Here is a 23,467-nt window from a genome sequence, read left to right as displayed (position 1 = left end):
TTTGGAACAAAGGGAAGGCAGAATCAATAGATTTAAGTGTCTGGCAATAAGACAGAATGTTGCTGATAAATATGGTAAGGCAGATGGTATCACATTTAAGCGAGACATATGGACAGAAATGTTTGAAGCTGCTAAAGCGGAAAAGCAGAATGACCAGTCAGAGCTTGTACCATTCTGGTGTTTCGGAAAAAATCAGAGTGTAAAAATAGAAAGGCTTGTGCCAATGTATCCTATGAGTAAGGATGAGGTTAATTATGAAAGGCTGATAAAGATTCTGTCTCTTTACCGGCTTACATTAGGGCAGGCAAGGCAGGAAGAACTTCTGGAGTATTTATTCAAAGAGTTCAAGGAAACAAGTGGATTGAAGAAATTGTTTATCGACTTGAGTCCATTTTCAAAGGGAAAAGAAGGTTGATATGATGAGAATACTTTTTTGTAACATAGCGTGGATGAAGGAGTATCGAGGAAATGAAGATGGAAAGGATATTCCGTTAAATGGTGGAAGCTATGTTGATGAGACAGGAGATGCTCATGAAAAATATAATTTTACACCGGTGAATATGGAGGGAAGGGAAGGCTTATATTGTCTGGGATTTTTTGAGACAAAATCACATAATGGTAAAGATGTCAATCAAATGCGGATTGAGAATATTGCAGGTTGTGAACTATTAAAAAAAGAAGAATCAGTAGATGATGTGCTTGTTGTTTATTGTGCAAAGCATCCGGCACATAAGTTTACGACGGTCGTGGGATGGTATAAACATGCTACAGTTTACAGACATTATCAAGAGGCAGTGTTTGCTCCAGAAGATATACAATATTACAATGCAATTGCAAACTCATCTGATTGTGTCTTACTTCCTGCAGGGATCAGATCAAGAAAGGTACAATGGGAAGTCCCAAGAAAATCAAATGGTTGGGCTTATGGATTTGGACGGGCAAATGTGTGGTATGCAAGTGAAGAAGATAGCCGGTTACAAGATTATCTTACGAGATTAGTAAAACAGATTGATGAATATGATGGCGAAAATTGGATTGACAAGTACGCTGAGTAATGAGGTACATATATTATGGGAAACGAATCAGGTGAATGGATTATGCATGGCATGAAGTGGGACAACCCGGAATGTATCCATTCTGTAGATGAAGCAATCAAGTATATAAATGAATTTGGCTTTTTACCATTATTTAAGAATGATATAGATGGGTTTTCACTTGAAGAAAGAACTGTTCCAGAGTACTGGTGGAGTGATAATCCGGAGATTGATCCATGGATGTGGCGGGCTATTATAGCAAGGCGGCATGATATCGTCTATGGAAAGTTCTTTGATAAGAAGGCAGGATTTATATCAAAAAAGTGGCTTCCTGTATTTGCTAATTATCGCCGGGATGGATATGATTTTGATGCATTATATGATGATGGGAAAGCACCTAATAAGCATAAAAAGATAATGGTCAATTTTATGGAAGATAATGCTGATTCAGAGATTTATTCAAATGAATTGAAAAAACAGGCTGGATTTGGTAAGGATGGAGAAAAGGGATTTGATGGTGCTATAACGAATCTTATGATGCAGACATATCTGTGCAACTGCGATTTTAAGAAGAGAGTGAATAAGAGAGGCATTGAATATGGATGGGATGTTGCAGTGTATTCATCTATTGAGCATATCTATGGATATGATTATGTGACTTCCTGCTATAAGGATAATCCACAGGACTCATGGAAACAGCTTGTAGACTATATGCATGAGATGTTTCCGGATGCAACGGATAAGCAGATAAGGAAAGTGTTAAAATAAAACAGTGAATTTTTGAGGTGAATATACATAAAATGAATGCAAAAAAATCCGCAGCTTATTGCAAGCTGATAGAAAATGTAAAAAACAAATATCTTAAAAATCCTATATACACAAAGAACCTGACACTTGGCTGGTGCGATTTACGTCAGGGAGAAGATTTGTGTCAGGAAATTAACCTATGGACATATTGGCAAGGGAGAGATTACGCCAAGAAGACACCACATATTAAGTATATGCTGATAGGTCAGGATTTCGGACCACCAGAAAAGGAAGAACTAAACGGTACGATTGCAAATGTCCGTAAGATGAATGATGGTATAGATGTGATGTTCCATGAAAATGTAGATTTGGAAGCAAGGGATTCACAGACGGATAAAAATATTGTCAGATACTTTGAACTGCTTGGTAAAAATGAAATTGACAAGAAAAAATATCCAGATTTGTTTTTCTGCAATTGTAATTTGGGCTATCGCAGAGATAAGTATTCTGGAAATATGACCAGAAAGATATTGGCAAATGATGCAGCCGAAATAAAATCACTGATTGACATTATAGAGCCGGAAAACATAATCTGTCTGGGTCTTGATACATCTGTGGTTGTAATACGAACTCTGATTGATAAAAAGTTTTCCTGCAATAGAGTATCTGAACTTATAGGAACTGGAGAACCTTATATTTATGGAGAAACATATATATACCCTGTAGCACATCCGGGGTATTGGGGTACAAGTACAAGAGGAGAGGATAATGTTATTGCAGATTGGAGGAGGATTAGAAAATAAGGAGGAGTCACAATGCCATTTAAGATTGTCCGAAACGATATAACAAAGGTAAAAGCAGATGTAATCGTGAATGCTGCCAATCCAAATCCGATATGTGCAAGTGGCACGGACTTAGCAATATATGAGGCAGCAGGAAAAGAAAAGCTTCTCGCAGAAAGAGCGAATATCGGCAAAATTGCAAGAGGTGATATTGCTGTCACTGGTGCATATAGCCTAAATGCAAAATATATTATTCATACAGTAGGACCGGTATGGACGGATGGATTGCACCATGAATTTGAAATTCTGGAGCACTGCTATCGTAAATCATTGCAAAAAGCATTGGAACTTAAGTGCGAGAGCATTGCATTTCCATTAATTTCGACAGGAGTATATGGATTTCCGAAGGATAAGGCATTACAGATTGCTGTGTCAGTATTCAGCCAGTTTCTTACTGAAAATGAAATGGAAATTATACTGGTAGTGTTTGATAAAAGGTCTTTTCAGCTGTCCGGTCAGATTGTTGGGGATATTGATTCTTATATAGATGCTAATTACGTCAGAGAAATCCATAGAAAAGAGTATCCGTTAAGGAGCAGAAGAAGTACTCATGTAAAAGAATTGGCAGAAGAAGATTTCAATGAAGAAATGCTTCAAAGAGAAGAAGACAACTATCCACTTGAGGAAATGACAGATACTGGCATGACAGAATTGCTCATGCCGTTAGAAAATATTTCATTGGAAGATCAGCTGGCCAATATAGGAGTTTCCTTTCATGATAAATTATTTGAGCTGATTGATGAAGCACATCTTGATAATAAGGATGTGTGGAAACGGGCAAACCTTGATAGGAAACATTTTTCAAAGATTCAGTGTGATCAGAATTATCATCCAAAGAAAAAGACAGTAATGGCACTCTGTATTGCACTTCAGCTTGATCTGGAACAGTCAAGAGATTTACTTGCCAGAGCGGACTGGGCATTTAGTCCAAGCAGTAAGGTGGATCTGATCGTGCAGAAGGCTATTATAGATAAGCAGTATGATATTATGCAGCTGAATGTAACATTGTTTAAGTATACGAATGAAATTCTTGGAGTATAGGAGAAAATATTCATGAGTAGAGAGACAGATATAAAACTTTTAATGGACAATTGGGAAGAAAAACATAAAAATAATGGATATAAGCGTTTTATCAGAGATGGTATAGTGTGTGAAGAAAAATGGGAAGCACAGCATACACCAAGAGTATGTTATTTCTTAAAGGAAGCATACACTTCTAATGAAAATGGTTATAATCTGGTAGAAGATTTGCATGATTGTGAACGTCCATGGACTATGTGGAGAAAGGTAGCAATATGGACACAGGCAATATATAATGCATTTAACGATAATATCTGTGAGTATGACGATGAAGTATTACGTTCTAAGGAAAAAGAAATCATAGACCGTATTGCAGTGGTCAATGTGAAAAAAAGCAATGGCGGAAGCGAATCTGAATATGAAGATTTGAAAAAATACGCACTTGAAGACAGGCTGGAAATAAAGCGTGAATTGGAAATTATACAACCGGATATCATTGTATGTGGGAATAATCTCAGTCTATTGAAACTTGTATTAGGGGAAGAATTACAGAATGATGATACATGGGATAATATGTTGGCGCTTTGGAAGGATACATTGGTGCTTGATTATTATCACCCTGCTGTGCATTATCCTAATCGGGTTAATTATTATGCTTTAATGGCAATTTGCGATGTGGCAAGAAAAAAATATGGTACGCCAGTATGGTCAGAACAAAATGAAAAATATTAGAGAAATTAGTGTCGGTGCAATATTGTACCGGCATTTTTATTTTCTGAAAGTGTCGCCCAAACAGCGACCATATGAAGATGCCTTTTAATTATACTCATATTGTAACAGAGAAAGAGAGGTGCCGGAGTAATCCGGGAATTGGAGGCATATATGTACGGAGCAATTTTAGGAGATATTATAGGAAGTCCGTTTGAGTTTGACAGAGGTGATAAAACAAAGAATTTTGATTTGTTTAGTGAAGGCTGTGGCTTTACAGATGATTCTGTTATGACAATAGCAGTTGGAGAAGCTCTCCTGGCAGTCGGACCGGAAGCAGCAGTAAAGAAAATTGAAGATGCGGTAGCATCCAATATGCAGGATTGGGGAAAAAGATATCCACATGCAGGCTATGGTGGATGCTTCAGACATTGGCTTAAAGAAAATAATCCGAAGCCATACGGAAGCTATGGAAATGGTTCAGCCATGAGAGTGTCAGCGGTAGGCTGGCTTTATGATTCGATGGAAAGAACCAGAGAGGTAGCTAGAGCTACAGCGAATGTGACACATAATCATCCAGAAGGTATAAAGGGTGCAGAGTCAACTGCAAGTGCAATATATATGGCAAGGAATGGATCTTCAAAAGAAGAAATCAAAGCTTATATCGAGAGGGAATTTCATTATGATCTGAGTAGAACATTGGATAATATCCGAACCTACTACCATCATGTTGAAAGCTGTCAGGAAACAGTACCAGAGGCAATCATCGCATTTCTGGAATCCAAAGATTTTGAGGATGCCATACGGAATGCAGTATCACTTGGTGGAGATACGGATACGCTTGGTGCTATTACAGGAAGTATTGCAGAAGCATTTTATGGGATCCCAGCTGTGCTGATTGCAGAGTGTAAAAGCCGGATTGATAAGGGACTGATGACGGATGTTCTTGATGAATTTGATCATGTACTTGGCAGGAGCGTGGATACTTATTCAGATGAAGTGGATGAGACACAGGCAAATCAGATGATTGAGGCAGCAATCGACCAGTATTATATTCAGCAGGATAAAAATGGAATGCTGTTATTTATGGAAGTTATGGTAACAAGAATGCAGCAGGCAGGAGAAGTTATTGTTCCATATATCACGGAAAATCCTTTTATGTCGGAAGAACAGATAAGTAAAGTAAAGGCTGGTGACACGATTTCGCTTGACCATGATGTAAGACTTAAAATAGAGACTGTAAAAGATGCTGATGAAAAAGAATGGATTGGAGTATTTACATCTTCTGAAGAGATGCATAAGGGTTCTGCTGGAAATGTGCAGATGAATCAGTCTATTGAATCAATACTTCGTCTGGCACTTAATTGGGAACAGGTGAATGGAATTGTGATTAATCCGTTTGGTAAGTATATTCAGATGACAAAGAAGATGATAGAGCTTTTAATCAATGGGTATGAATATAATGAGAATGAAAGGAAGAGCAAAGATGATGAGAACAATTAAAGTTACAGGAAAAGGGAAAATAGCAGTAAAGCCGGATAAAATCCGGTTATATGTCAACAAGGAAGAACTTTGCAAAGAATATGAAGATACTCTCCGAAGGTCAACAGAAGATACAGAGCTTCTCAAGGATTTGTTTGAGAAACTTGGTTTTCAGAGAAAAGACCTTAAAACAGTATATTTTAATGTCGATACAGAATATGAAAGCTATCAGGACAGAGATAAGAGCTGGAAGCGAAGATTTAAAGGTTATAAGTATAATCACCATATGAAAATAGAGTTTGCAGCTGATAATAAAAGATTAGGGCAAGTCCTTTACGCTTTGGCTCATAGCTCATTAAGGCCAGAGTTTTCTATTGAGTATACAGTGGCAGATGTAGAAAAATGTAAAAATGAGCTGTTACATAAAGCAATCGAGGATTCCATTCAAAAGGCACAGGTGCTTACAACAGCAGCAAATGTGAAATTGGGTGAAATACAGGCAATTGATTATTCTTGGGGAGAGATAGATTTTGTAACAAAGCCATTGAATGAAATGAGATTAATGGAGTGTACGGAATGTGAAATGAGTGCACCGGGAGCATATGATATAGATATTGAGGCAGACGATATTAATGTTACTGATACGGCAACTGTAATATGGGAAATTGCATAAAGAGGAAGATATAAATAGATTAGACGAAAAGCAAGAGGCACCGTTAAAGTAGGTACCTCCTTCTTTTTAGAGAGTTAGCTCTTTTTCTGATATGGGAATTTGCATCTCCGGAGCATTAAGTAGTGCTGTGAAATTCTGTCTAATGATATTCAGTGTCTTCTGCTTTTTCTGCAATTCTTGTTTTTCCCGGACAGTAGCAGCTTGTTCAGATTCAAGATTTTCTATCCTATTCTGGATTTTATTAGAGCTTGGGATTTTGGTAACACCGAGATCCTGAAGCTCTTTTTTTAGTGAATCGTGCAGTTGGTATTCTGCTTGATGTTTGGTTCGGTATGCTTTTGGATTTTTAGCAGATTTGCAATCTTCAATCACTTTTCGGCAGAGACGGTAAGAATCACAGTGTTTTTGAATGATTTTCTGTGTGCTCAGCTCACTGTTGATTTGCGTTATTCTTTGATCAGCCGCTTTAACAGAAGCATCAACATCAGAAACATGCTGTTGGAAATCTTCATAATTCAGCAGGTTATTTTCGGAAAGATAGTTGAAGGTGCGTGCCGCTTCTTTCAGGTTATTTAGTTTTGCCCATCGTTCAAATCCTTCTCGATTGCCGGTCGTAACATAAGTGGAGATATTGATATACAGGCGAGCTTCTCTGGACAGATGCCTTGGAGCTTTTATTTTGTTACGGTTTTTTGCCAAACGGATGCGGACATTTTCTTCTGAATAATAGCTTCCAAGAGATTTCATATAAGTGAAGTTTTTCTGTTCCGGTGCACGGAAGGACAGGTGTTTTCCCTGTCGGACTTCATATCCGGCTAACTGCATTTTTTGTAAAAATTCCTCATAGTTGATGGAAGTCCAGATTGCTTTATCAACTGCAACACGTAGCTTGGCTTTCCAGCTGGTGCCACGATGATATTCCATGTTCTCCTTATAACTTTTGCCTTTTTCTCCGGTTGGCATACTGGTGGCAAGTCCATTTTCATGGCAGATACGATTACTGATCCGGCAGATTTTATGGTAGCTCCGCTTATTGGAAACATACTTGTGATGATCAACAAAACTTGCTGCATTAAAGATGATGTGGTTATGGATATGATTTTTATCAACATGGGTGCTTATCACATATTCATATTTTCCTTTCAGTACTTCGTTTGCAAATTGTTGCCCTAAGCGATGGGCAGTTTCGGCATCAACTTCTCCAGGTTTAAATGACTGGATCAGATGAAATGCCAGGTTATCACCTTTGTCCATTCCATTCTTTTTTGCCATTTCTCTTGTCATAGAAAATTCAAGATCTGCAGTTTCCGGGGAACAGCCAAAACTGGAAACTAACAGTTTTTCTTCTGTTTTATCTGGATTCGTGATGTAGTCCAGAGCTTTCTTGTCTGTTACTTTAATTGGGAAGATCTTAAGATACGCCATAATTCTTTCACCATCTCTTTTAATTCTTGCTTTTCTTCCGGATACAGATCACCGGTGCTGTTTACTTTTTTGGCAATCTGATTAATATTCACACCGATCTTATGCATTTCCTCATACTGTTTCTTCAGTGGAGTGGTATCGGTGTTGACGATGTAACCGTCGATTGCCATTTTACGAAGATAAGCTCCCATATTTTTTGTCTTTGATTCAATCATCTTTCTACGAATAAGCTTTTTTTCTTCTGGGGAAACACAAAACAAAATCTGTATATTTCTTTTTCTCTTTGCCATAGGCAGATTCTCCTTTCTTTGGTTCTTCGAAGTAGTGACTTCTGTGTTTTTAATTTAGGGCAGGGTTCCCTAAATTGCTGGTTTTCCGGAAGTGTATATACACTTCCTGTCCTTGCTATTTACCGGTGGCACAGCCGCCGGAAGAGAGTCTTAAAAAAGAACCCTCTATAAATAAGGTACTGAGAGAAGAAAAAGAGGACATCGAAGCTCAGAAGTATGACGCAAGCATGATTCTGTGGTATAGTAAAATCTGAATGAAAAAGAAGAAAAGAGGTCAAACCGATGTCACGGAAAAACCATAAGATGATAGATGGGAGATTACTGCAAACGAATAAGAAGTATTCCCAGTTAAAAATGAAGCAGAAAGAAAAGATTGCGGAATGGATGTTTCAGGCAACCAGAGATTATTATATGAAAAAATGTACTTTTCCGAGTGACAAACATCTGGAAGAAGTGGTGGATTCTGTTTATGAAAAAATTGAAGATGCAGAAATCTGGATTCCGTATGGAGAGGTCTTCAAGCATTATAAATCCAAACGATCGGATATCAACAAACGTGTCAGAAAATCTCTGAATGAAAAAGAAGAGAGTCAGATTGAGAAGGTCTGTTTTATGAATATGTGTATGATTCAGGATCATAAAGGGAATGTACTGGCTCTGGATAAAGTAAATGATAGCTATACCGGTACAACTTTTCCAGGCGGTCACGTAGAAGCAAATGAGATTTTTCAGAAATCTATGATTCGGGAAGTCTGGGAAGAAACAGGACTTACGGTTGAAGCACCGAAGCTTGGAGGATTATATCATTGGCATAAGAGCGGAGTGCACTATGTTATTACCTTGTATAAAGCGGATAAGTTTACCGGAGAATTAAAGAGTTCTGAGGAAGGAAGAGTTTATTGGATTCCGTTGGAAGAGTTAAAAACAAAAGAACTTGCTACAGGTATGGAACACGTTTTGCGGATTCTGGAATCAGAGAAGGTGGACGAGTGCTATATGCATCTGGAAGCAGATGGATATGTGGGAGACTTGTATTAAAGAATTACATGAGAAATGGCTGCCTGCTCATTGGAGAAAAGACAGCCATTCTTTATAAGATACATCATTCATCTATTCTGTTTTTTGCGGTTCGTTTTTGGAAGTGAAATTAATATATTTGGCACGTTGTAAAATTGAAATAACTGCATCAATGCTTTCAGGATTGGAGAAGCTCATGATAAAAGGTTCTTCTTTAAATTCCATGGGTTCGAACCCAGGATTCTGATCTGGATTCTTGAGTATATGGATGGGACGTGCACTCTGATTATAAAATGCCAGTTGTGCGGAATCTGTAGTGTTACCGATGACACCAATGCCTACATCCCCTTTTCCAAAGTCTATTCTATGTTTATTTAAGTTGATCATTTTCAAAAATCTCCTTTTTCAAAAATAGCATATTTAGTAATTTTCTATTATTCCCGAAGTAGGGATATCTTTTAAAAAGTCACTGTTGGAAGTAATCGGAGAATCTACAATCTGAACGCCGCTTCGTTTCATCATTCGGAATTTGAAATCAAGAAGTTCCGGTGGAACTTTCAGTTCTGCGGCAGCCTGGAAAAAGGACATATCAGCGTTAAGCATCTCCAGGACATCTTCATCTTCCAGAAGATAATCAGCGGCAAAGCAATTCGCTTCATATTCACATTGTGACACTCCATCGAATAATTCAAAATCATGAAAACACTTGATCTGAAGGGGTTTCTGATGAAGGAGTGCGTGACCGATCTCGTGGATCAGGATAATCTGCTGTATGATTTCCGGTAGGTCGCAGTTAATGACGATGCAGGTCTTTCGACATTCCCGCATACAGAAGCCTTTGCAACAGTTTGGATCAGTTCCAAGCGGAAGCTTTTTAACAATAATATGCATAGCGGCTGCAAGGCGGTACGGATCACTTTCCTGATATTTTGCTTTTACTTTATTAACAGTGTCTCTTATACATTTTGAACTCATAAAAACACCTCGATATTTCATAAGATAGTTTGCTGCAAGTATAGAGTAGCAAAAGTGCTGTACGAAAATACGGACACCTATGAATCACTTTCCATTTCAGTGTTTTTCTTTTTCCGTCCAAATGTCTTTTTGGCTTCCATCTTACAGGAAAGATATGCTTTGGTTACAGCCTGATAGAAAGCATCTTTTGCTTCTTCGTCGAGTTCGCCACCAGCAAAAAGAGCACGGTTGGCTTCGAGAATCTCATTGATGTCCCTGGCTCCTTTTTCACCAAGCTGTCCATTGACTTCATCAATATAATCCATTTTTTCAATTCCGTAAGAAGGATCTGTGATCTCATCATGTTTCAAATAATCGTAAGAGACATTCAATGCATGAGCGAGCTTTCTCATAGTAGAGATTCGTGCGATGGTGCCGGAACTTTCATAAGCTGCGATCGCACGCTGGGATACGCCGACCAGTTCTGCAAGTTCTTTTTGTGTCAGATGATTTTGTTCTCGTTGATATTTAATCTTGTCTGAAAAATTCATAGTGGGATCCTTTCCAAGTTTTTGAAATCGTAACTTCATCAACTTTATAAAAACTATTGACAGAGTTCATTATCACGTATAAAATACAAACAAATGTTCGTGAAGTTAGTAGAAATTATAATCTATAAACTTCACAAAGTCAATATGAAGCAAAGAACTTTTATTATGATTTTTAAGACTGGTAGGTGAATGTTATGAGCAGGACAATTCTTCATTCAGATATGAATTGCTTTTACGCAAGTGTTGAGATGCTGCATCATCCAGAACTTGCCGGGAAGCCGATGGCAGTCGGTGGTGATCCGGAAGCAAGACATGGAATTGTGCTGACTGCAAACTATATTGCGAAGCGAGCCGGAGTAAAAACAGGCATGGCATTGTGGCAGGCAAGACAGGTTTGCCCAGAAATAATCTTTGTACCGCCTCGCATGGATCTTTATTTGAGGTTTTCCAGAATGGCACAGGAGATTTACAGTGAATACACAGATCAGAGAGAACCATTTGGGATTGATGAAAGCTGGCTGGATGTGACCGCCAGTACTTCTATCAAGGGAGACGGAATGAAGATTGCAAAAGAGATCAGCAGTCGGATTAAATATGAACTGGGGGTTACCGTAAGTATTGGTGTTTCCTGGAATAAGATATTTGCAAAGCTCGGTTCTGATTATAAAAAGCCGGATGCCATTACAGAGTTTTCCAAAGACAATTACAAGGATATTGCATGGAAACTTCCAGTAGGTGATTTACTCATGGTCGGAAGAAGCACTGAACGGACGATGAAGAAACTTGGCATTTGTACAATCGGAGATCTGGCAGGAGCAGAACCTTCTATATTAGAAACATATCTTGGAAAGATGGGATTGGTACTTCATACCTTTGCAAATGGATGGGATGAAACTCCAGTTTTGGTAGAAGGATATAAAGTACCGATCAAGTCTATCGGGAACAGTACAACAACGCCAAGAGATCTTGTTAGTGAATTGGACGTGAAGATTATTTTGATGGCTCTTTCAGAAAGTGTAGGAGCCAGGCTTCGTGAAAATGGTTTTCAATGCAGGACAGTAGAAATCTCGATTCGGGATAATGGATTGTATCATTTCACGAGACAGTGCAAGTTGGACAGGGCAAGTAATCTTACAGAAGAAATTGCCAGAACTGCATTTGAGTTATTCCAGAAAAACTATAATTGGGAACATCCAATTCGTAGTCTTGGTGTTCGAGGATGTGATCTGGTATCAGAAGAGATGCCGTATCAGCTTGATTTATTTATGGATGAAACGAAGAGAGAAAAAATCAAAAAGATGGACCAGGTGGTAGATGAGATCCGTGGAAGGTTTGGCTATCAGAGTATTCAGAGAGCATTTATGTATCAGGATAAGATACTGGCACAGCTGAATGCTAAGGAACATACGGTTCATCCACAGGCATATTTTCATGGATAGGAGAGAGCAGGTGTTTTGTAATGACAGCTAAAGTGTATGTAGATGTCCTGGCAGTATTCAGCCGGGAAGGAGAATTGATCCCTACAGCGTTTGTCTGGGAAGATGGACGTAAGTATGCGATTGATAAGGTTTCAAAACCGGAGCGTTGTGCCAGCCGAAAAGCTGGCGGAACCGGATATCGTTATACCTGTCAGGTGGGTGGAAAAATCTGTCATCTGACTTATGAAGAAAATTATAAATGGTTTATGGAACGTAAATAACGGCGTCCTAAAAGGGAGCCCTGAATCAGGGCCCCCTTTGGAGAGATAGATATTCGATGAGAACATCAGCAGTCGGGGATACATCCTTTCCCGTGAGAACCGATTGCTTTCAATAGATCATACAGTTGCCGATCAGCCAGAAATAGAAGCTATCCCACAGCGGATATTTCTGCGGAATCTGCATGAAGAGATGTTAGGACAGTGACAGACTGTGAATGGAACAAACAATACAATGATTGGTCTGGCTGCGGAAGCGGTCGGGAAGGAGGACAATTATGCAGAGAATACAGGATATGTTTATCAATATGGAAGAAGTGGCAGAGGATGCTTATAAGAATACGGAATTATTGCTGAGTCAGTATACTAAAGTAATGTTCCGTATTGAGAAGAACCTTGTGGATATAGATTATGAAATGTATGCAGAGGAAGGGAAGCATCTGAAGGAAATGTTATATGATCTGGTAGATTTCGATGCGACTGCAGAGAAACGCAGAATCCAGGAAAAGCTTCTGAATAATGATATGAATCTCTGTTTGCTGGAAATCATGAGAGATTCCCTGATAGCTTTGAGGGATTATCCAAAAAATGGACAGCTGTATTATCGGCTTTTGAAATATAGATATTTTGAAGCAGGAAATACCAATGAAGATGTGATGCTGATGCTGGATGATATGCCAAGCACTACTTATTATCGAAACCGTAAGAAAGCAATCCGTTTGTATGCAACAATGCTCTGGGCATTTACACGTCCGGAAAAGATACAGAATAAGATGGAGGAAATAAACTGGAAGAAAAGTGGAAGTAAAGTGGCAGTGAACTGACAGTAAACTGGCATGTGAATGGTATTACAATGAAAATACGTGCATGTTAGAATTGATATGCTGAGAGAAATAGACCTTCGCAGACGTAATGTTTGCGGAGGTTTTTCTTTTCTCAAATTTTAAGGCGTCAGGCTGTGCCCGGAAGGGCATGGCCTTTTTTTATACCCAAAAACAGGTTGCAGATTTGAAAAAGCTTCCTTTTTAACAGGTAGATGCCGGAAAGGAAGAGCATATCAAGATGCAGGGAAGAGGCAGGCATTATGCCAGATATCCATGATTTTCGATTTGTCACAAATCAAATCAACAAAAACGACAAATCGGAGAAACAATCATGGAAGAAAGAAAATACACATTTTACGACAGATATCAGAAGGTGAAATACGCTAATATTACAGCAGAAGAGCTGGAAGTTCTTAATATTTTTTATAATAAGGAACATTATATGTTTGATCAGCAGCATCAGAGAAATAATACAGTATTATTTTGTGGATTAGAATCAGAAAACGGTTGTGCGACAGACTTTATCGCAGATAGTGGACGTGACATTGCATCGGATATTACAACTGAGATCTTCTTTAAAGAACTCTTCAGCGATCTGACAGAGAAAGAAAAGAAAATCGTGAGCGATTATTTTATCATGGGAAAACAGGTTAAAGAAACAGCAGAGGAACTGGGCATCAGCACACGTCAGGTGAGTAGAGACAAGAACAGTGCTTTGGCAAAAATGTTGAAGAGGATGAAAGCAGCTGGATATGAATCATATGCTGAGGCGGCAGGTGCATTTCTGCAGGAAAGCGATTATATTCCAACACAGATGGAGACACAGAACTCGATTATGAAGAAAAGGACCGGAGAAGTGAGACTGCCATCAGATCATAAGATGAAAAAATAAATTAGTTAAAAATTAATCATGATAATAATGTGATGATATCACAGAAAACAAATGAATTTCAGATTATAATAAAGCCACAAAAGAAAAAACAAGGAGGACTGTAAAATGTCTGCTATTAATATCAATAAAAATAATTTTCAGAATGAAATAATGGATTCCGAGAAAACCGTTCTTTTAGACTTTTGGGCTCCTTGGTGTGCTCCTTGTCGTATGGTGGCTCCTATCATAGAGGAGATAGCAAGTGAACGCCCTGATATCAAAGTTGGAAAGATCAATGTGGATGAGCAGCCAGAACTGGCAAGTAAATTTGGTATTATGAGTATTCCAACTTTGGTGGTTATGAAGAATGGGAAGATTGTAACAAAAGTTTCAGGGGCAAGACCTAAGAAGGCAATCTTAGAGATGCTTTAAGGAGGTGCGTTAATGGGATTTTTTGATTTTTTAAAACAGGCGAATATTAATCAAGGGATAGAGGAATATAAAAAGACTGCTGGTGCAGTTCTGCTGGATGTTCGTACGCCGCAGGAATATCAGGAAGGGCATATACCAGAAAGTAAAAATGTGCCATTGCAACAACTTAACAATGTTGTTTCGGTAGTGAAGAATACAGAAATACCGCTGTTTGTATACTGTTATTCCGGAGCCCGAAGTCGTCAAGCAACTGGGATGTTGCAACGAATGGGATATTCTAAAGTAAATAATATTGGTGGCATTGCTGCTTATTCAGGAAAGGTGGAAAAATAAGATGAAGGTAATAATCGTAGGCGGTGTAGCCGGAGGAGCTACAGCTGCAGCAAGAATACGAAGATTGGATGAACATGCAGAAATTACTGTGTTTGAAAGATCCGGATACATATCCTATGCGAATTGTGGGCTTCCATATTATATCGGAGACGTGATCACAGACCCGGAAGAACTTACACTACAGACACCAGAGAGTTTTTTTAAACGATTCCGTATTAACATGAAAATTCATCATGAAGTTATCTCCATACATCCGGAACGTAAAACGGTTTCAGTGAAAAATTTAGAGAATGGTGAGATATTTGAAGAAAACTATGATAAGCTGATCCTCTCTCCAGGTGCAAAGCCAACACAGCCGAGACTTCCCGGAGTAGGTATGGATAAACTTTTTACACTTCGTACTGTAGAAGACACTTTTCGGATAAAGGAATATATAAATAAGAATCATCCAAAATCGGCTGTATTGGCAGGTGGCGGTTTTATTGGTCTGGAACTGGCAGAAAATTTGAGGGAGCTTGGCATGGATGTTACAATTGTCCAGCGGCCTAAGCAGCTGATGAACCCATTTGACCCGGATATGGCATCCATGATCCATAATGAAATGAGAAAGCATGGGATAAAACTGGTACTGGGCTATACAGTAGAAGGATTTAAAGAAAAGGACAATGGAGTAGAGGTTCTATTAAAAGATAATCCATCCCTTCAGGCTGATATGGTGGTGCTGGCAATCGGAGTTACACCAGACACAGCATTAGCAAAAGAAGCTGGTCTGGAACTTGGCATCAAGGGAAGTATCGTAGTGAATGACAGAATGGAAACTTCTGTACCGGATATTTATGCAGCAGGTGATGCAGTTCAGGTAAAACATTATGTTACGGGTGATGATGCGCTGATCTCTTTGGCCGGACCAGCCAACAAGCAGGGCAGGATCATCGCTGATAATATTTGTGGTGGTGACAGCCGTTACCTGGGCAGTCAGGGAAGCTCCGTTATCAAAGTATTTGATATGACAGCAGCCACTACAGGTATCAATGAAACCAATGCCAAAAAGTCAGGATTAGATGTAGATACAGTAATTCTTTCTCCTATGAGTCATGCCGGTTACTATCCTGGTGGAAAAGTGATGACCATGAAGGTGGTTTTTGAAAAAGAGACTTATCGTTTGCTTGGTGCTCAGATTATTGGATATGAAGGAGTTGATAAACGTATTGATGTGCTGGCAACAGCAATTCATGCAGGGCTGAAGGCAACCCAGCTGAAAGATCTGGATCTTGCATATGCACCGCCGTATTCCTCTGCCAAGGATCCTGTAAATATGGCAGGATTCATGATAGACAATATAGCAAAAGGTACCTTAAAACAATGGCATCTGGAAGATATGGATAAGATTTCTAAAGATAAAAGTGTTGTATTGCTGGATGTGAGAACTGTAGGTGAGTTTAACAGGGGGCATATGGATGGATTCAGAAATATTCCTGTAGATGAACTAAGGGAACGTATCAATGAAATTGAGAAGGGAAAGCCTGTTTACTTGATATGCCAAAGTGGTCTGCGCAGCTACATTGCCAGCCGTATTCTGGAAGGAAACGGTTATGAAACATACAACTTCTCCGGTGGATTCCGCTTCTATGATGCAGTGGTTAATGACCGTGCGTTGATTGAAAGGGCATATGCATGTGGTATGGATTATTAAAAAATAATCACAATAATTTTATAATTTACTTGTAGCGTAAAAAGATCCCCCATTTATTAGAATGACTTTCACAATTCTGATAAATGGAGGATTCTTTAGATGTCATAGAAAAACAGTTTTATGATCTTTGTAGTGTTTCCAGTCTTTTCGAATCAAGGATGGTGATTTTGCCGCGTGAGAGTTTGACGAGACCATCGCCCTGAAAGTATCGAAGCATTCGAGTGATCACTTCCCTGTGGGAACCAAGATGGTTTGCGATAGTTTCGTGAGTGATTTTCAGTTCATTTGTTCCTTCGATAGAGGTCTCTTCTAAAAGAAATGAAGCAACACGCTTATCCAAACTCTTCCACATGATCTGTTCAATCAGCCACATGACATCAGAAAAACGGCTAGCCATTAATTCATTGGTATAGTTTGCGACGGGAGCCGATTCCTTCATGATGTCCTTATAGATTTCAGCAGGGATGATCCAAAGATCAGTATCTTTTTCTGCTTCAATGGTTACTTCAAATTGAATGGACTGCATGATACATGAGGCGGATAAAAGACACATATCCATATCGAACAGGCGGTAAAGTGTAATTTCTCGTCCTTCATCTGAAAGTATGTAAGTTCGAAGCTGCCCGGATTTAACCAGTAATAATCCAGTACAATCCAGGTTTCCGTTGTGAATGATCGTTCCTTTTTTTACATCCCGTGTAATCAAATTGTCTGAAATTACTTTTTTCTGTGCTGTATTTAAGTCATTCCATAGTGGAAAATAATTTTCGAAGCTCATAACAGTTATCTCCTTTACGAACATAGTATACTTACTTTTTTTAGATGCGTCAATTATATAATTGACATATGCCATAAATAAAAATATACTGACTATAGTACATGACTGTTGTGAATATGAGGGAGGGATAAATAATGCAGGGAGATGTCAGTTTTACATTTTTGGACCGAATTGAAGAAGTAGAACTGAATATTGTAGATAGACGATGGCAGTCTGCACTGGCATTGGCATTGACTTTGCCAGATATTTGCGGAGGTATTGCTTTCCCGGAAATTGTTAAACATTATCGAGATGGCCGGGTTATGCTGGATCGGCAAAAGAATCCGACCCGTGATGTGGGAACCCAGTATATTCGCTGGTTTGATGAATATGCAGGGGACTACTTTAAACTATCTCAATCCGATGAAAAGCCATATATTTGCGGAGAACGCTGTTGGCAGCTTCGATGTGAATATCTTCATCAAAATAAAGGATTTTTGAATGATGAAAATAATATACGCTTTCATCTTGGACTAAACTGTGGAATGTCAGTTTGTCAGTTGGAAAGTATGAACATACAGGAGAACGGAAACGATATTCGTATAGACATAGAACAGTTTTGTCTGAGGATGTGCAAGGCAGCAAAGAGTTATTATGATAAAGTTCATTTGGAAAAAGACTTTAGTCTCTATAATACACCAGTTTTGGATTTTATTCAGGTAACACAAAAAAAGAAAGCTGCTTCTATTATTGCACTGGTCTGTGGCAGTGAACGTTATGCAAAAGGATTAAAAGAAACATTGCAATTTATTTCAGATCAGATCATGCTGTTTTACACACCGGAAAGTGCTAAAACAAGATTAGGCAGACATAAGCCGGATCTTTGGATTGTTACCGAAGATATGACGAGCCAACCGAATCAGCCATGGCGTGCGGACAGGACAACACCTGTAATTTTAATCACAGGCAATCCTGATGCTGTTGAAATTAAAAAGAATTCAGGAAAACTAACTGTTCTTTCTATGCCATTATCAATAGTTGATTTGCGGAAAACCGTCGAAATATATGTGTCGTGAGGAGAAGTTTATGCTGTACATAATACTATTATTTGTATTTGTAGTTGTATATTTGATGATGCTTATGCGGAGACAGAAAGAAAAGATGAGCGAAATTAAAATACAAATAGATCAACTGCAAGCACAACATGATCGATTGCAGAAAGAAAGGGATCAGTTACAAGAACGGATGAATCATCTGGAAGAGCAACGAGAACACTTGCAAATGCAAACAGACCAGGCATTTCGGAGTGCTGATGAAATCGAGAAAATTTACGATGAGATATGGAATCATGCTAATACCATTCACCTTTACTCTTCGTTAGCTGAAGAAGAAAGCAAATCTATAACAATGAAAGAAAAACAAAAAGAAATTATTCGAACAACTGAGGAAATTCTAAACATCATATATAAATATAAAGGTAATGTATAATAAAAATATGTCATTGTAATGATTAGCGTTCAAGGTAAATTCTTATGTAATAATATCACAGAAGGATTTACCTTTTTCAGGTACAATAGAGATACAAAATTTGAAAGGGGAACAAAGCATTGGCAAAAAGAATGGCAAGTGTCGATAAAAAAAGATGTGTTGCCTGCGGAGTATGTGAAAATACTTGTCCGCTGGCAGCTGTCAAAGTTTACCATGGATGTTATGCTGTGGTAGAAGAAACAGTGTGTGTAGGATGTGGAAAATGTGCAAAGTCCTGTCCGGCAGGTTGTATTGAAATGAAAGAGAGGACAGCGATGTGAAGAAAAAGAAACATTGGTATGATTATTTATGGATATGGGCGATCCTTTATTTTGCTCTCGGTTTTTTTAATATTTTGTTTGCTTGGTTTGGGATGATTGATTTCCTGTTGCCGTTAGGAATAGCGATATTCGGTGAAAATAAATTTTTCTGTAATCATTTGTGTGGACGTGGCCAGCTTTTTAGTAAGCTCGGTGGGGATTTAAAATGCTCAAGAAATAAACCAACCCCGCGATGGATGAGTTCAAAATGGTTCCGATACGGCTTTTTGATATTTTTCCTTACAATGTTTGGGAATATGGTATTTCAGACATATTTAGTTGGTGCCGGATCATCATCCTTGCGTGAAGCCATCAAATTATTCTGGACCTTCCGTGTTCCGTGGGGATGGACATACACTGCCGGAACAGTAGCTGATTGGGTGGCACAGTTTAGTTTTGGATTTTATAGTTTGATGCTTACATCTTTGTTGTTAGGGTTGATCGTAATGGTGTTATATAAGCCACGAACCTGGTGTACATTTTGTCCAATGGGAACAATGACGCAGGGTATCTGTAAATTAAAAAATAATGAAAAGAAGTAATACTATAAGGTGATTCATAAAAGGCATATGTCAAAAACATTATTGACATATGCCTTTTATAGGGCTATTATATAAGAAAAGCGAGAAAGGAGCAGTTTATGCCGAGACCAGTAAAATGCAGAAAAGTCTGTCATTTCCCCAATGTTTTAGAATTTCTTCCGGCAGATGATACTGAGAAAAAAACACCCATTGTTCTAACGGTAGATGAGTACGAGACAATCCGTCTTTTGGACAAGAAAGGTTACAGTCAGGAGCAGTGTGCAGCATCTATGCAAGTCGCAAGAACAACGGTCCAGCGAATTTACGAGATCGCCAGGAAAAAGATCGCAGATGCACTTATCGACGGGCATCCACTCAAAATTGAGGGCGGAGATTTCAGAATCTGTGACGGTCAGAGCGGCAACTGCAGCTTTGGAGGATGTTACAAACAGGAAATTTACAAAAAATATGCAGCAGAAAAAGGAGAAGGTATCATGAGAATAGCAGTAACATATGAAAATGGACAGATTTTCCAGCACTTTGGACACACAGAGACATTTAAGATTTACGATGTAGAGGAAGGAAAAGTAGTACATTCAGAAGTAGTAGATACGAATGGAAGTGGACATGGCGCATTGGCAGGAGTTCTTAATGCATTGAATGCAGACGTTTTGATTTGTGGCGGAATTGGAGGCGGCGCACAGACAGCGTTAGCGGCAGCAGGCATCAAGCTTTTCGGAGGAGTTTCCGGAGATGCGGATGAAGCAGTAGAAGCTTTTATCAATGAAACACTTGAGTATAATCCGGATGTGAAATGTTCTCATCACGAGCACAACAACGGGGAAGGACATACATGTGGCGAGCATGGATGTGGAAGCCACAGTTGTCATTAAGAAGTGAGATTGCCATCGGATCATAAGATGAAAAAATAAAAGGTATTGATCTATAAAGAGGGAAGGGAACCCGCATCATCAAATTTGCTTGTGATGTCGGGTTCTCTTTTTATTTGCATAATGATATACTTTTATTGTGGTTAGAAAAATAAAGCATGTACAAAACTCATAGGAGAAAGATGTATACTTATGACAACATTTGGTGATAAAATTAGGAAGTTGCGAAAAGAGAAAAAAATGACTCAACAAAAGCTGGGTGATATGGTGGGCGTTTCTCATAGAACAATTCGATCTTGGGAAGTTGAAGGACGATATCCGAAGCAGAGTAGTTTATATCAAAAACTGGCAGATGCATTTCAGTGTCAGGTTTCTTATCTTATGAATGATAATGAAACCGTGTGCTTGGGTAATGATGAGCCAAGTGAATATGCTGGTGCTAAACAGGCAAGGCAGATTCTTGAACAGGTAGCTGCTTTATTTGCCAGTGGAACTATGACCAATGAGGACAAAACTATTTTCATGGATGAGATGACGAGACTTTATCTGGCATCAAAAAAGAACAGAAGAAAATGGTAAGAAGAAATGAACTGTTTTGTTTTCTTGCTTGATAGAAAAGAAGAATAGAACGTATAATAGTGTTAATGATCCAGAGAAGATTGCTCTGGAAATAGAATTATTCGTACCAGTGGTGCGAGTATAGAGTAGGAGTGAAAGAATGGTAGAAGATACTATGTTTTCCGGGGAATCGAAAAATATTGAGTACAAGGTATCCTTACCTGATAAAAGTGAAAAGTACATGAAGACAATCGTAGCTTTTGCCAATACACAAGGTGGCAAGCTGATTGTTGGAGTAGATGATAAAACACACCAGATTGTTGGTGTGGAAAATGATGTGTTGTTTCAGCTGATGGATGGAATTGCCAATGCAGTTTCTGATTCCTGTGTGCCACAGATCATTCCTGATATTGAGCCACAGACAGTAGACGGGAAAACGGTCATTGTTGTATCAGTAGAAGCTGGAAAGAACAGACCGTATTATCTAAAATCAAAGGGAAAAGATAATGGCACTTATATCCGTGTAGCAGGTACATCAAGACAGGCATTTCCGGAGAAGATAAAAGAACTGGAAATGGAAGGGGCCAGAATCTCATGGGATGAGCTTACTTGTGTGGGTTATCCTGTTTCAGAGGAAGCAACAGAGAAACTTTGTCAGGATATTGAAAAGTTCCGGAAGAAAGCAGGAATGTCAGAACATTCTGTAAAGAAAGAGCAGCTGATAAACTGGAAAATTTTGAAGCAGAGCGAGGGACAGCTTCTGGCAACGAATGCCTATGCGTTGCTGACATCGGATTATTTTTCATTCTCCAAAACACAATGTGCGGTATTCAAGGGAACAGATCGTGCAATGTTTCTGGATAAGAGAGAATTTACAGGACCAATCTATACACAAATCGAAGAAGCAGTAGATTTTGTATTGAGAAATATTCGGCTTGGAGCAACAATTGACGGATTGGTGCGAAAAGAGAAATATGAGTTACCACCGGAAGCAATCAGGGAAATGATTATTAATGCCCATTGTCACCGTAACCTATTAGATGAATCCTGTATTCAGGTCGCAGTTTATGATGACAGATTGGAGGTGACATCTCCGGGTGGATTATATAACGGATTAACTTATGAGGAAGTCATGAATGGTCATTCGAAGATCAGGAATAAAGGCATTGCCAATATATTCAGTCAGATGGGACTTGTAGAGGCATGGGGAAGCGGAATAAAAAGAATCCTTAATGCTGCAGAAGAGTATGGACTTCCAAAGCCGAGATTTCAGGAATTTGATAATATGTTTCGGGTAGAGTTGTTCCGAGTCAATCCAATAACTGACCAAGCTAACCAAGCTACTAACCAAGCTAACCAAGCTACTAACCAAGCTAACCAAGCTACTAACCAAGCTAACCAAGATTTAGAGAGATTAGACCAAGTGGAAGATGAAAATGTACTGAGTGAGAAAGAAATAGAAATTCTGAATCTTGTACGTATGCAACCTTCAATCACGCAGAAAGAAATGGCTAATGCGTTAGATTGGAATCTTGCTAGTGTGAAGTATTATATAACCAAATTGAAGGAAAAGAATTATCTGAAGAGGCAGGGAAGTAGCCAAAAAGGGAAATGGGTGATATTAACAAAACGAGATTGACACTTGTATCAATTCGTGTTAAACTATGAAATGTAAGGAGGAGAGAAAGATGCCTAGAAAACCATCATTAGACGGCAAAGATTCTAGTCTGAGAATTAGGATGTCACCAGAGCAAAAAGAAAAGCTAGTATCTTATGCAGAGCGACATTATCAGACTATGAGTAATGTAATATTCCAGGCGTTGGACATTCTTTACGCAAGAGAAGAACAACAAAATAATAAAGAGTAAAATGGAGTTATTTTGGAGTTTATTTCTTCATAAGCGGTGCGAAAAACACAAAAACAGAACGCACGTTCGAAATATAAACCTCTAATAACAGCCTTTGCGTGTCATGAAACGCAGTCCGCAAAGGAGTTTGAATAGTAGCAAATGTTTGTTCGCAAACCTCATTATTCAGTTTTTTGTAAAAATGAATAATCTATACACTTTAAGGTTCTGAATCTACATAGTAGGTTCGGAGCCTTATTTTTGTGGGAGAAAAGAGGTTTTGTGAACGAATAAAGTTCACTTTTACTGGATAATAGAAAGTGCGAAAAAGTGGATAATGGAGTGTGATGATGAACAGTACCTGTTGTATTTCAGGGCAAACAGTTTTATCCAGTTTCAGGGCAAAACTTTCAGCCAGTGAAATGACAAAAATCATGTGAAAACATGAAATGCAA

At 38.7% G+C, this 23,467-nt stretch carries 30 protein-coding genes; 24 read left to right on the top strand and 6 right to left on the bottom strand.

All coding sequences use genetic code 11. The features are described 5' to 3' along the window. Nucleotide 1 precedes the first annotated feature (1 nt). The 8 genes from EHLA_RS12020 (at nucleotide 2) to EHLA_RS11985 (ending at nucleotide 6,506) form a co-directional block, all read left to right on the top strand. Nucleotides 2–415 carry a hypothetical protein gene (locus tag EHLA_RS12020; protein WP_028086460.1) on the top strand — a complete coding sequence of 138 codons (414 nt, stop codon included), beginning with the start codon at nucleotides 2–4 and terminating at the stop codon, nucleotides 413–415. 1 nt (nucleotide 416) lies between these two features. Further along, nucleotides 417–1,055, top strand: a complete 639-nt coding sequence (locus EHLA_RS12015; RefSeq protein WP_080656483.1) for a hypothetical protein — start codon at nucleotides 417–419, stop codon at nucleotides 1,053–1,055. 15 nt (nucleotides 1,056–1,070) lie between these two features. Then, nucleotides 1,071–1,802 carry a hypothetical protein gene (locus tag EHLA_RS12010; protein ID WP_028086462.1) on the top strand — a complete coding sequence of 244 codons (732 nt, stop codon included), beginning with the start codon at nucleotides 1,071–1,073 and terminating at the stop codon, nucleotides 1,800–1,802. 158 nt (nucleotides 1,803–1,960) lie between these two features. Beyond that, on the top strand, nucleotides 1,961–2,584 hold the full coding sequence (locus EHLA_RS12005; protein WP_123864858.1) for a hypothetical protein: 624 nt from the start codon (nucleotides 1,961–1,963) through the stop codon (nucleotides 2,582–2,584). A gap of 12 nt (nucleotides 2,585–2,596) precedes the next feature. After that, complete coding sequence (locus EHLA_RS12000) at nucleotides 2,597–3,664, top strand: macro domain-containing protein (RefSeq protein WP_096240994.1); 1,068 nt, start codon at nucleotides 2,597–2,599, stop codon at nucleotides 3,662–3,664. Nucleotides 3,665–3,676: 12 nt separating this feature from the next. Next, nucleotides 3,677–4,375 (top strand): hypothetical protein, encoded by a 699-nt coding sequence (locus tag EHLA_RS11995; RefSeq protein WP_049946888.1) that lies wholly within the window; start codon nucleotides 3,677–3,679, stop codon nucleotides 4,373–4,375. A 150-nt stretch (nucleotides 4,376–4,525) separates the two neighbouring features. Then, nucleotides 4,526–5,854, top strand: coding sequence for an ADP-ribosylglycohydrolase family protein (locus EHLA_RS11990; protein WP_044924450.1), 1,329 nt, complete (start codon nucleotides 4,526–4,528; stop codon nucleotides 5,852–5,854). Then, nucleotides 5,838–6,506 (top strand): SIMPL domain-containing protein, encoded by a 669-nt coding sequence (locus EHLA_RS11985; protein WP_026648895.1) that lies wholly within the window; start codon nucleotides 5,838–5,840, stop codon nucleotides 6,504–6,506. Before EHLA_RS11990 ends, EHLA_RS11985 begins: the two co-directional genes overlap by 17 nt. A gap of 66 nt (nucleotides 6,507–6,572) precedes the next feature. On the opposite strand, the gene EHLA_RS11980 is transcribed toward EHLA_RS11985, so the two are convergent. Next, nucleotides 6,573–7,931 carry a relaxase/mobilization nuclease domain-containing protein gene (locus EHLA_RS11980; RefSeq protein WP_026650134.1) on the bottom strand — a complete coding sequence of 453 codons (1,359 nt, stop codon included), beginning with the start codon at nucleotides 7,929–7,931 and terminating at the stop codon, nucleotides 6,573–6,575. Beyond that, nucleotides 7,898–8,221 (bottom strand): MobC family plasmid mobilization relaxosome protein, encoded by a 324-nt coding sequence (locus EHLA_RS11975; protein WP_026650133.1) that lies wholly within the window; start codon nucleotides 8,219–8,221, stop codon nucleotides 7,898–7,900. The genes EHLA_RS11980 and EHLA_RS11975 overlap by 34 nt, the downstream gene beginning before the upstream one ends. Before the next feature lie 282 nt (nucleotides 8,222–8,503). On the opposite strand from EHLA_RS11975, the gene EHLA_RS11965 reads away from it, so the two are divergent. Continuing rightward, a complete protein-coding gene (locus EHLA_RS11965) occupies nucleotides 8,504–9,259 on the top strand; it encodes an 8-oxo-dGTP diphosphatase (protein ID WP_049946956.1) in 756 nt (251 codons plus the stop codon). 72 nt (nucleotides 9,260–9,331) lie between these two features. Here EHLA_RS11965 and EHLA_RS11960 read toward each other — a convergent pair whose 3' ends face one another. The 3 genes from EHLA_RS11960 to EHLA_RS11950 all read right to left on the bottom strand — a co-directional run bounded on the left by EHLA_RS11960 (nucleotide 9,332) and on the right by EHLA_RS11950 (nucleotide 10,743). Beyond that, nucleotides 9,332–9,625: a hypothetical protein gene (locus EHLA_RS11960; protein ID WP_026650130.1), complete on the bottom strand. Its 294-nt coding sequence runs from the start codon at nucleotides 9,623–9,625 to the stop codon at nucleotides 9,332–9,334. Between the two features lie 33 nt (nucleotides 9,626–9,658). Continuing rightward, a complete protein-coding gene (locus tag EHLA_RS11955; protein WP_026650129.1) occupies nucleotides 9,659–10,213 on the bottom strand; it encodes an ImmA/IrrE family metallo-endopeptidase in 555 nt (184 codons plus the stop codon). Between the two features lie 77 nt (nucleotides 10,214–10,290). Next, nucleotides 10,291–10,743: a helix-turn-helix domain-containing protein gene (locus EHLA_RS11950; protein WP_026650128.1), complete on the bottom strand. Its 453-nt coding sequence runs from the start codon at nucleotides 10,741–10,743 to the stop codon at nucleotides 10,291–10,293. Between the two features lie 194 nt (nucleotides 10,744–10,937). Here EHLA_RS11950 and dinB point away from each other — a divergent pair, with 194 nt between their 5' ends. From dinB to EHLA_RS11915, 7 genes are all read left to right on the top strand, one after another. Continuing rightward, nucleotides 10,938–12,182 carry a DNA polymerase IV gene (dinB, locus tag EHLA_RS11945; protein ID WP_044924451.1) on the top strand — a complete coding sequence of 415 codons (1,245 nt, stop codon included), beginning with the start codon at nucleotides 10,938–10,940 and terminating at the stop codon, nucleotides 12,180–12,182. 20 nt (nucleotides 12,183–12,202) lie between these two features. Then, nucleotides 12,203–12,442, top strand: a complete 240-nt coding sequence (locus EHLA_RS11940; protein WP_026650126.1) for a hypothetical protein — start codon at nucleotides 12,203–12,205, stop codon at nucleotides 12,440–12,442. A gap of 275 nt (nucleotides 12,443–12,717) precedes the next feature. Continuing rightward, nucleotides 12,718–13,263, top strand: a complete 546-nt coding sequence (locus EHLA_RS11935) for a hypothetical protein (protein WP_026650125.1) — start codon at nucleotides 12,718–12,720, stop codon at nucleotides 13,261–13,263. 331 nt (nucleotides 13,264–13,594) lie between these two features. Then, nucleotides 13,595–14,155, top strand: a complete 561-nt coding sequence (locus EHLA_RS11930; RefSeq protein WP_026650124.1) for a sigma factor-like helix-turn-helix DNA-binding protein — start codon at nucleotides 13,595–13,597, stop codon at nucleotides 14,153–14,155. A 105-nt stretch (nucleotides 14,156–14,260) separates the two neighbouring features. Then, the gene (gene trxA, locus EHLA_RS11925) at nucleotides 14,261–14,566 is read left to right on the top strand and encodes a thioredoxin (protein WP_028086464.1); all 306 of its coding nucleotides are present in this window, start codon (nucleotides 14,261–14,263) and stop codon (nucleotides 14,564–14,566) included. Between the two features lie 12 nt (nucleotides 14,567–14,578). Next, nucleotides 14,579–14,899 (top strand): rhodanese-like domain-containing protein, encoded by a 321-nt coding sequence (locus EHLA_RS11920; RefSeq protein ID WP_028086465.1) that lies wholly within the window; start codon nucleotides 14,579–14,581, stop codon nucleotides 14,897–14,899. A 1-nt stretch (nucleotide 14,900) separates the two neighbouring features. Then, nucleotides 14,901–16,592, top strand: a complete 1,692-nt coding sequence (locus EHLA_RS11915) for an FAD-dependent oxidoreductase (protein WP_073106970.1) — start codon at nucleotides 14,901–14,903, stop codon at nucleotides 16,590–16,592. A 118-nt stretch (nucleotides 16,593–16,710) separates the two neighbouring features. Here EHLA_RS11915 and EHLA_RS11910 read toward each other — a convergent pair whose 3' ends face one another. Beyond that, complete coding sequence (locus EHLA_RS11910; protein ID WP_044924472.1) at nucleotides 16,711–17,394, bottom strand: Crp/Fnr family transcriptional regulator; 684 nt, start codon at nucleotides 17,392–17,394, stop codon at nucleotides 16,711–16,713. Nucleotides 17,395–17,504: 110 nt separating this feature from the next. Here EHLA_RS11910 and EHLA_RS11905 point away from each other — a divergent pair, with 110 nt between their 5' ends. The 8 genes from EHLA_RS11905 (at nucleotide 17,505) to EHLA_RS11870 (ending at nucleotide 23,033) form a co-directional block, all read left to right on the top strand. Continuing rightward, the gene (locus tag EHLA_RS11905; protein ID WP_028086467.1) at nucleotides 17,505–18,425 is read left to right on the top strand and encodes a hypothetical protein; all 921 of its coding nucleotides are present in this window, start codon (nucleotides 17,505–17,507) and stop codon (nucleotides 18,423–18,425) included. Nucleotides 18,426–18,510: 85 nt separating this feature from the next. Further along, entirely contained in the window at nucleotides 18,511–18,837 is a 327-nt protein-coding gene (locus EHLA_RS11900) for a hypothetical protein (protein ID WP_222891074.1), read from the top strand. A 119-nt stretch (nucleotides 18,838–18,956) separates the two neighbouring features. Next, on the top strand, nucleotides 18,957–19,157 hold the full coding sequence (locus tag EHLA_RS11895) for a 4Fe-4S binding protein (protein ID WP_222891075.1): 201 nt from the start codon (nucleotides 18,957–18,959) through the stop codon (nucleotides 19,155–19,157). Continuing rightward, nucleotides 19,154–19,738 carry a 4Fe-4S binding protein gene (locus EHLA_RS11890; RefSeq protein ID WP_055195153.1) on the top strand — a complete coding sequence of 195 codons (585 nt, stop codon included), beginning with the start codon at nucleotides 19,154–19,156 and terminating at the stop codon, nucleotides 19,736–19,738. The genes EHLA_RS11895 and EHLA_RS11890 overlap by 4 nt, the downstream gene beginning before the upstream one ends. Before the next feature lie 98 nt (nucleotides 19,739–19,836). After that, a complete protein-coding gene (locus EHLA_RS11885) occupies nucleotides 19,837–20,610 on the top strand; it encodes a NifB/NifX family molybdenum-iron cluster-binding protein (protein WP_055195155.1) in 774 nt (257 codons plus the stop codon). A 189-nt stretch (nucleotides 20,611–20,799) separates the two neighbouring features. Next, complete coding sequence (locus tag EHLA_RS11880; protein WP_044924454.1) at nucleotides 20,800–21,186, top strand: helix-turn-helix domain-containing protein; 387 nt, start codon at nucleotides 20,800–20,802, stop codon at nucleotides 21,184–21,186. A gap of 139 nt (nucleotides 21,187–21,325) precedes the next feature. Next, nucleotides 21,326–22,804, top strand: coding sequence for a helix-turn-helix domain-containing protein (locus EHLA_RS11875; RefSeq protein WP_096240993.1), 1,479 nt, complete (start codon nucleotides 21,326–21,328; stop codon nucleotides 22,802–22,804). 49 nt (nucleotides 22,805–22,853) lie between these two features. After that, entirely contained in the window at nucleotides 22,854–23,033 is a 180-nt protein-coding gene (locus EHLA_RS11870; RefSeq protein WP_008705291.1) for a hypothetical protein, read from the top strand. Nucleotides 23,034–23,467: the final 434 nt, after the last annotated feature.

Source organism: Anaerobutyricum hallii (assembly GCF_900209925.1).
Lineage (GTDB): Bacteria > Bacillota > Clostridia > Lachnospirales > Lachnospiraceae > Anaerobutyricum > Anaerobutyricum soehngenii.
This window is presented reverse-complemented; position numbering and strand designations above follow the sequence as displayed.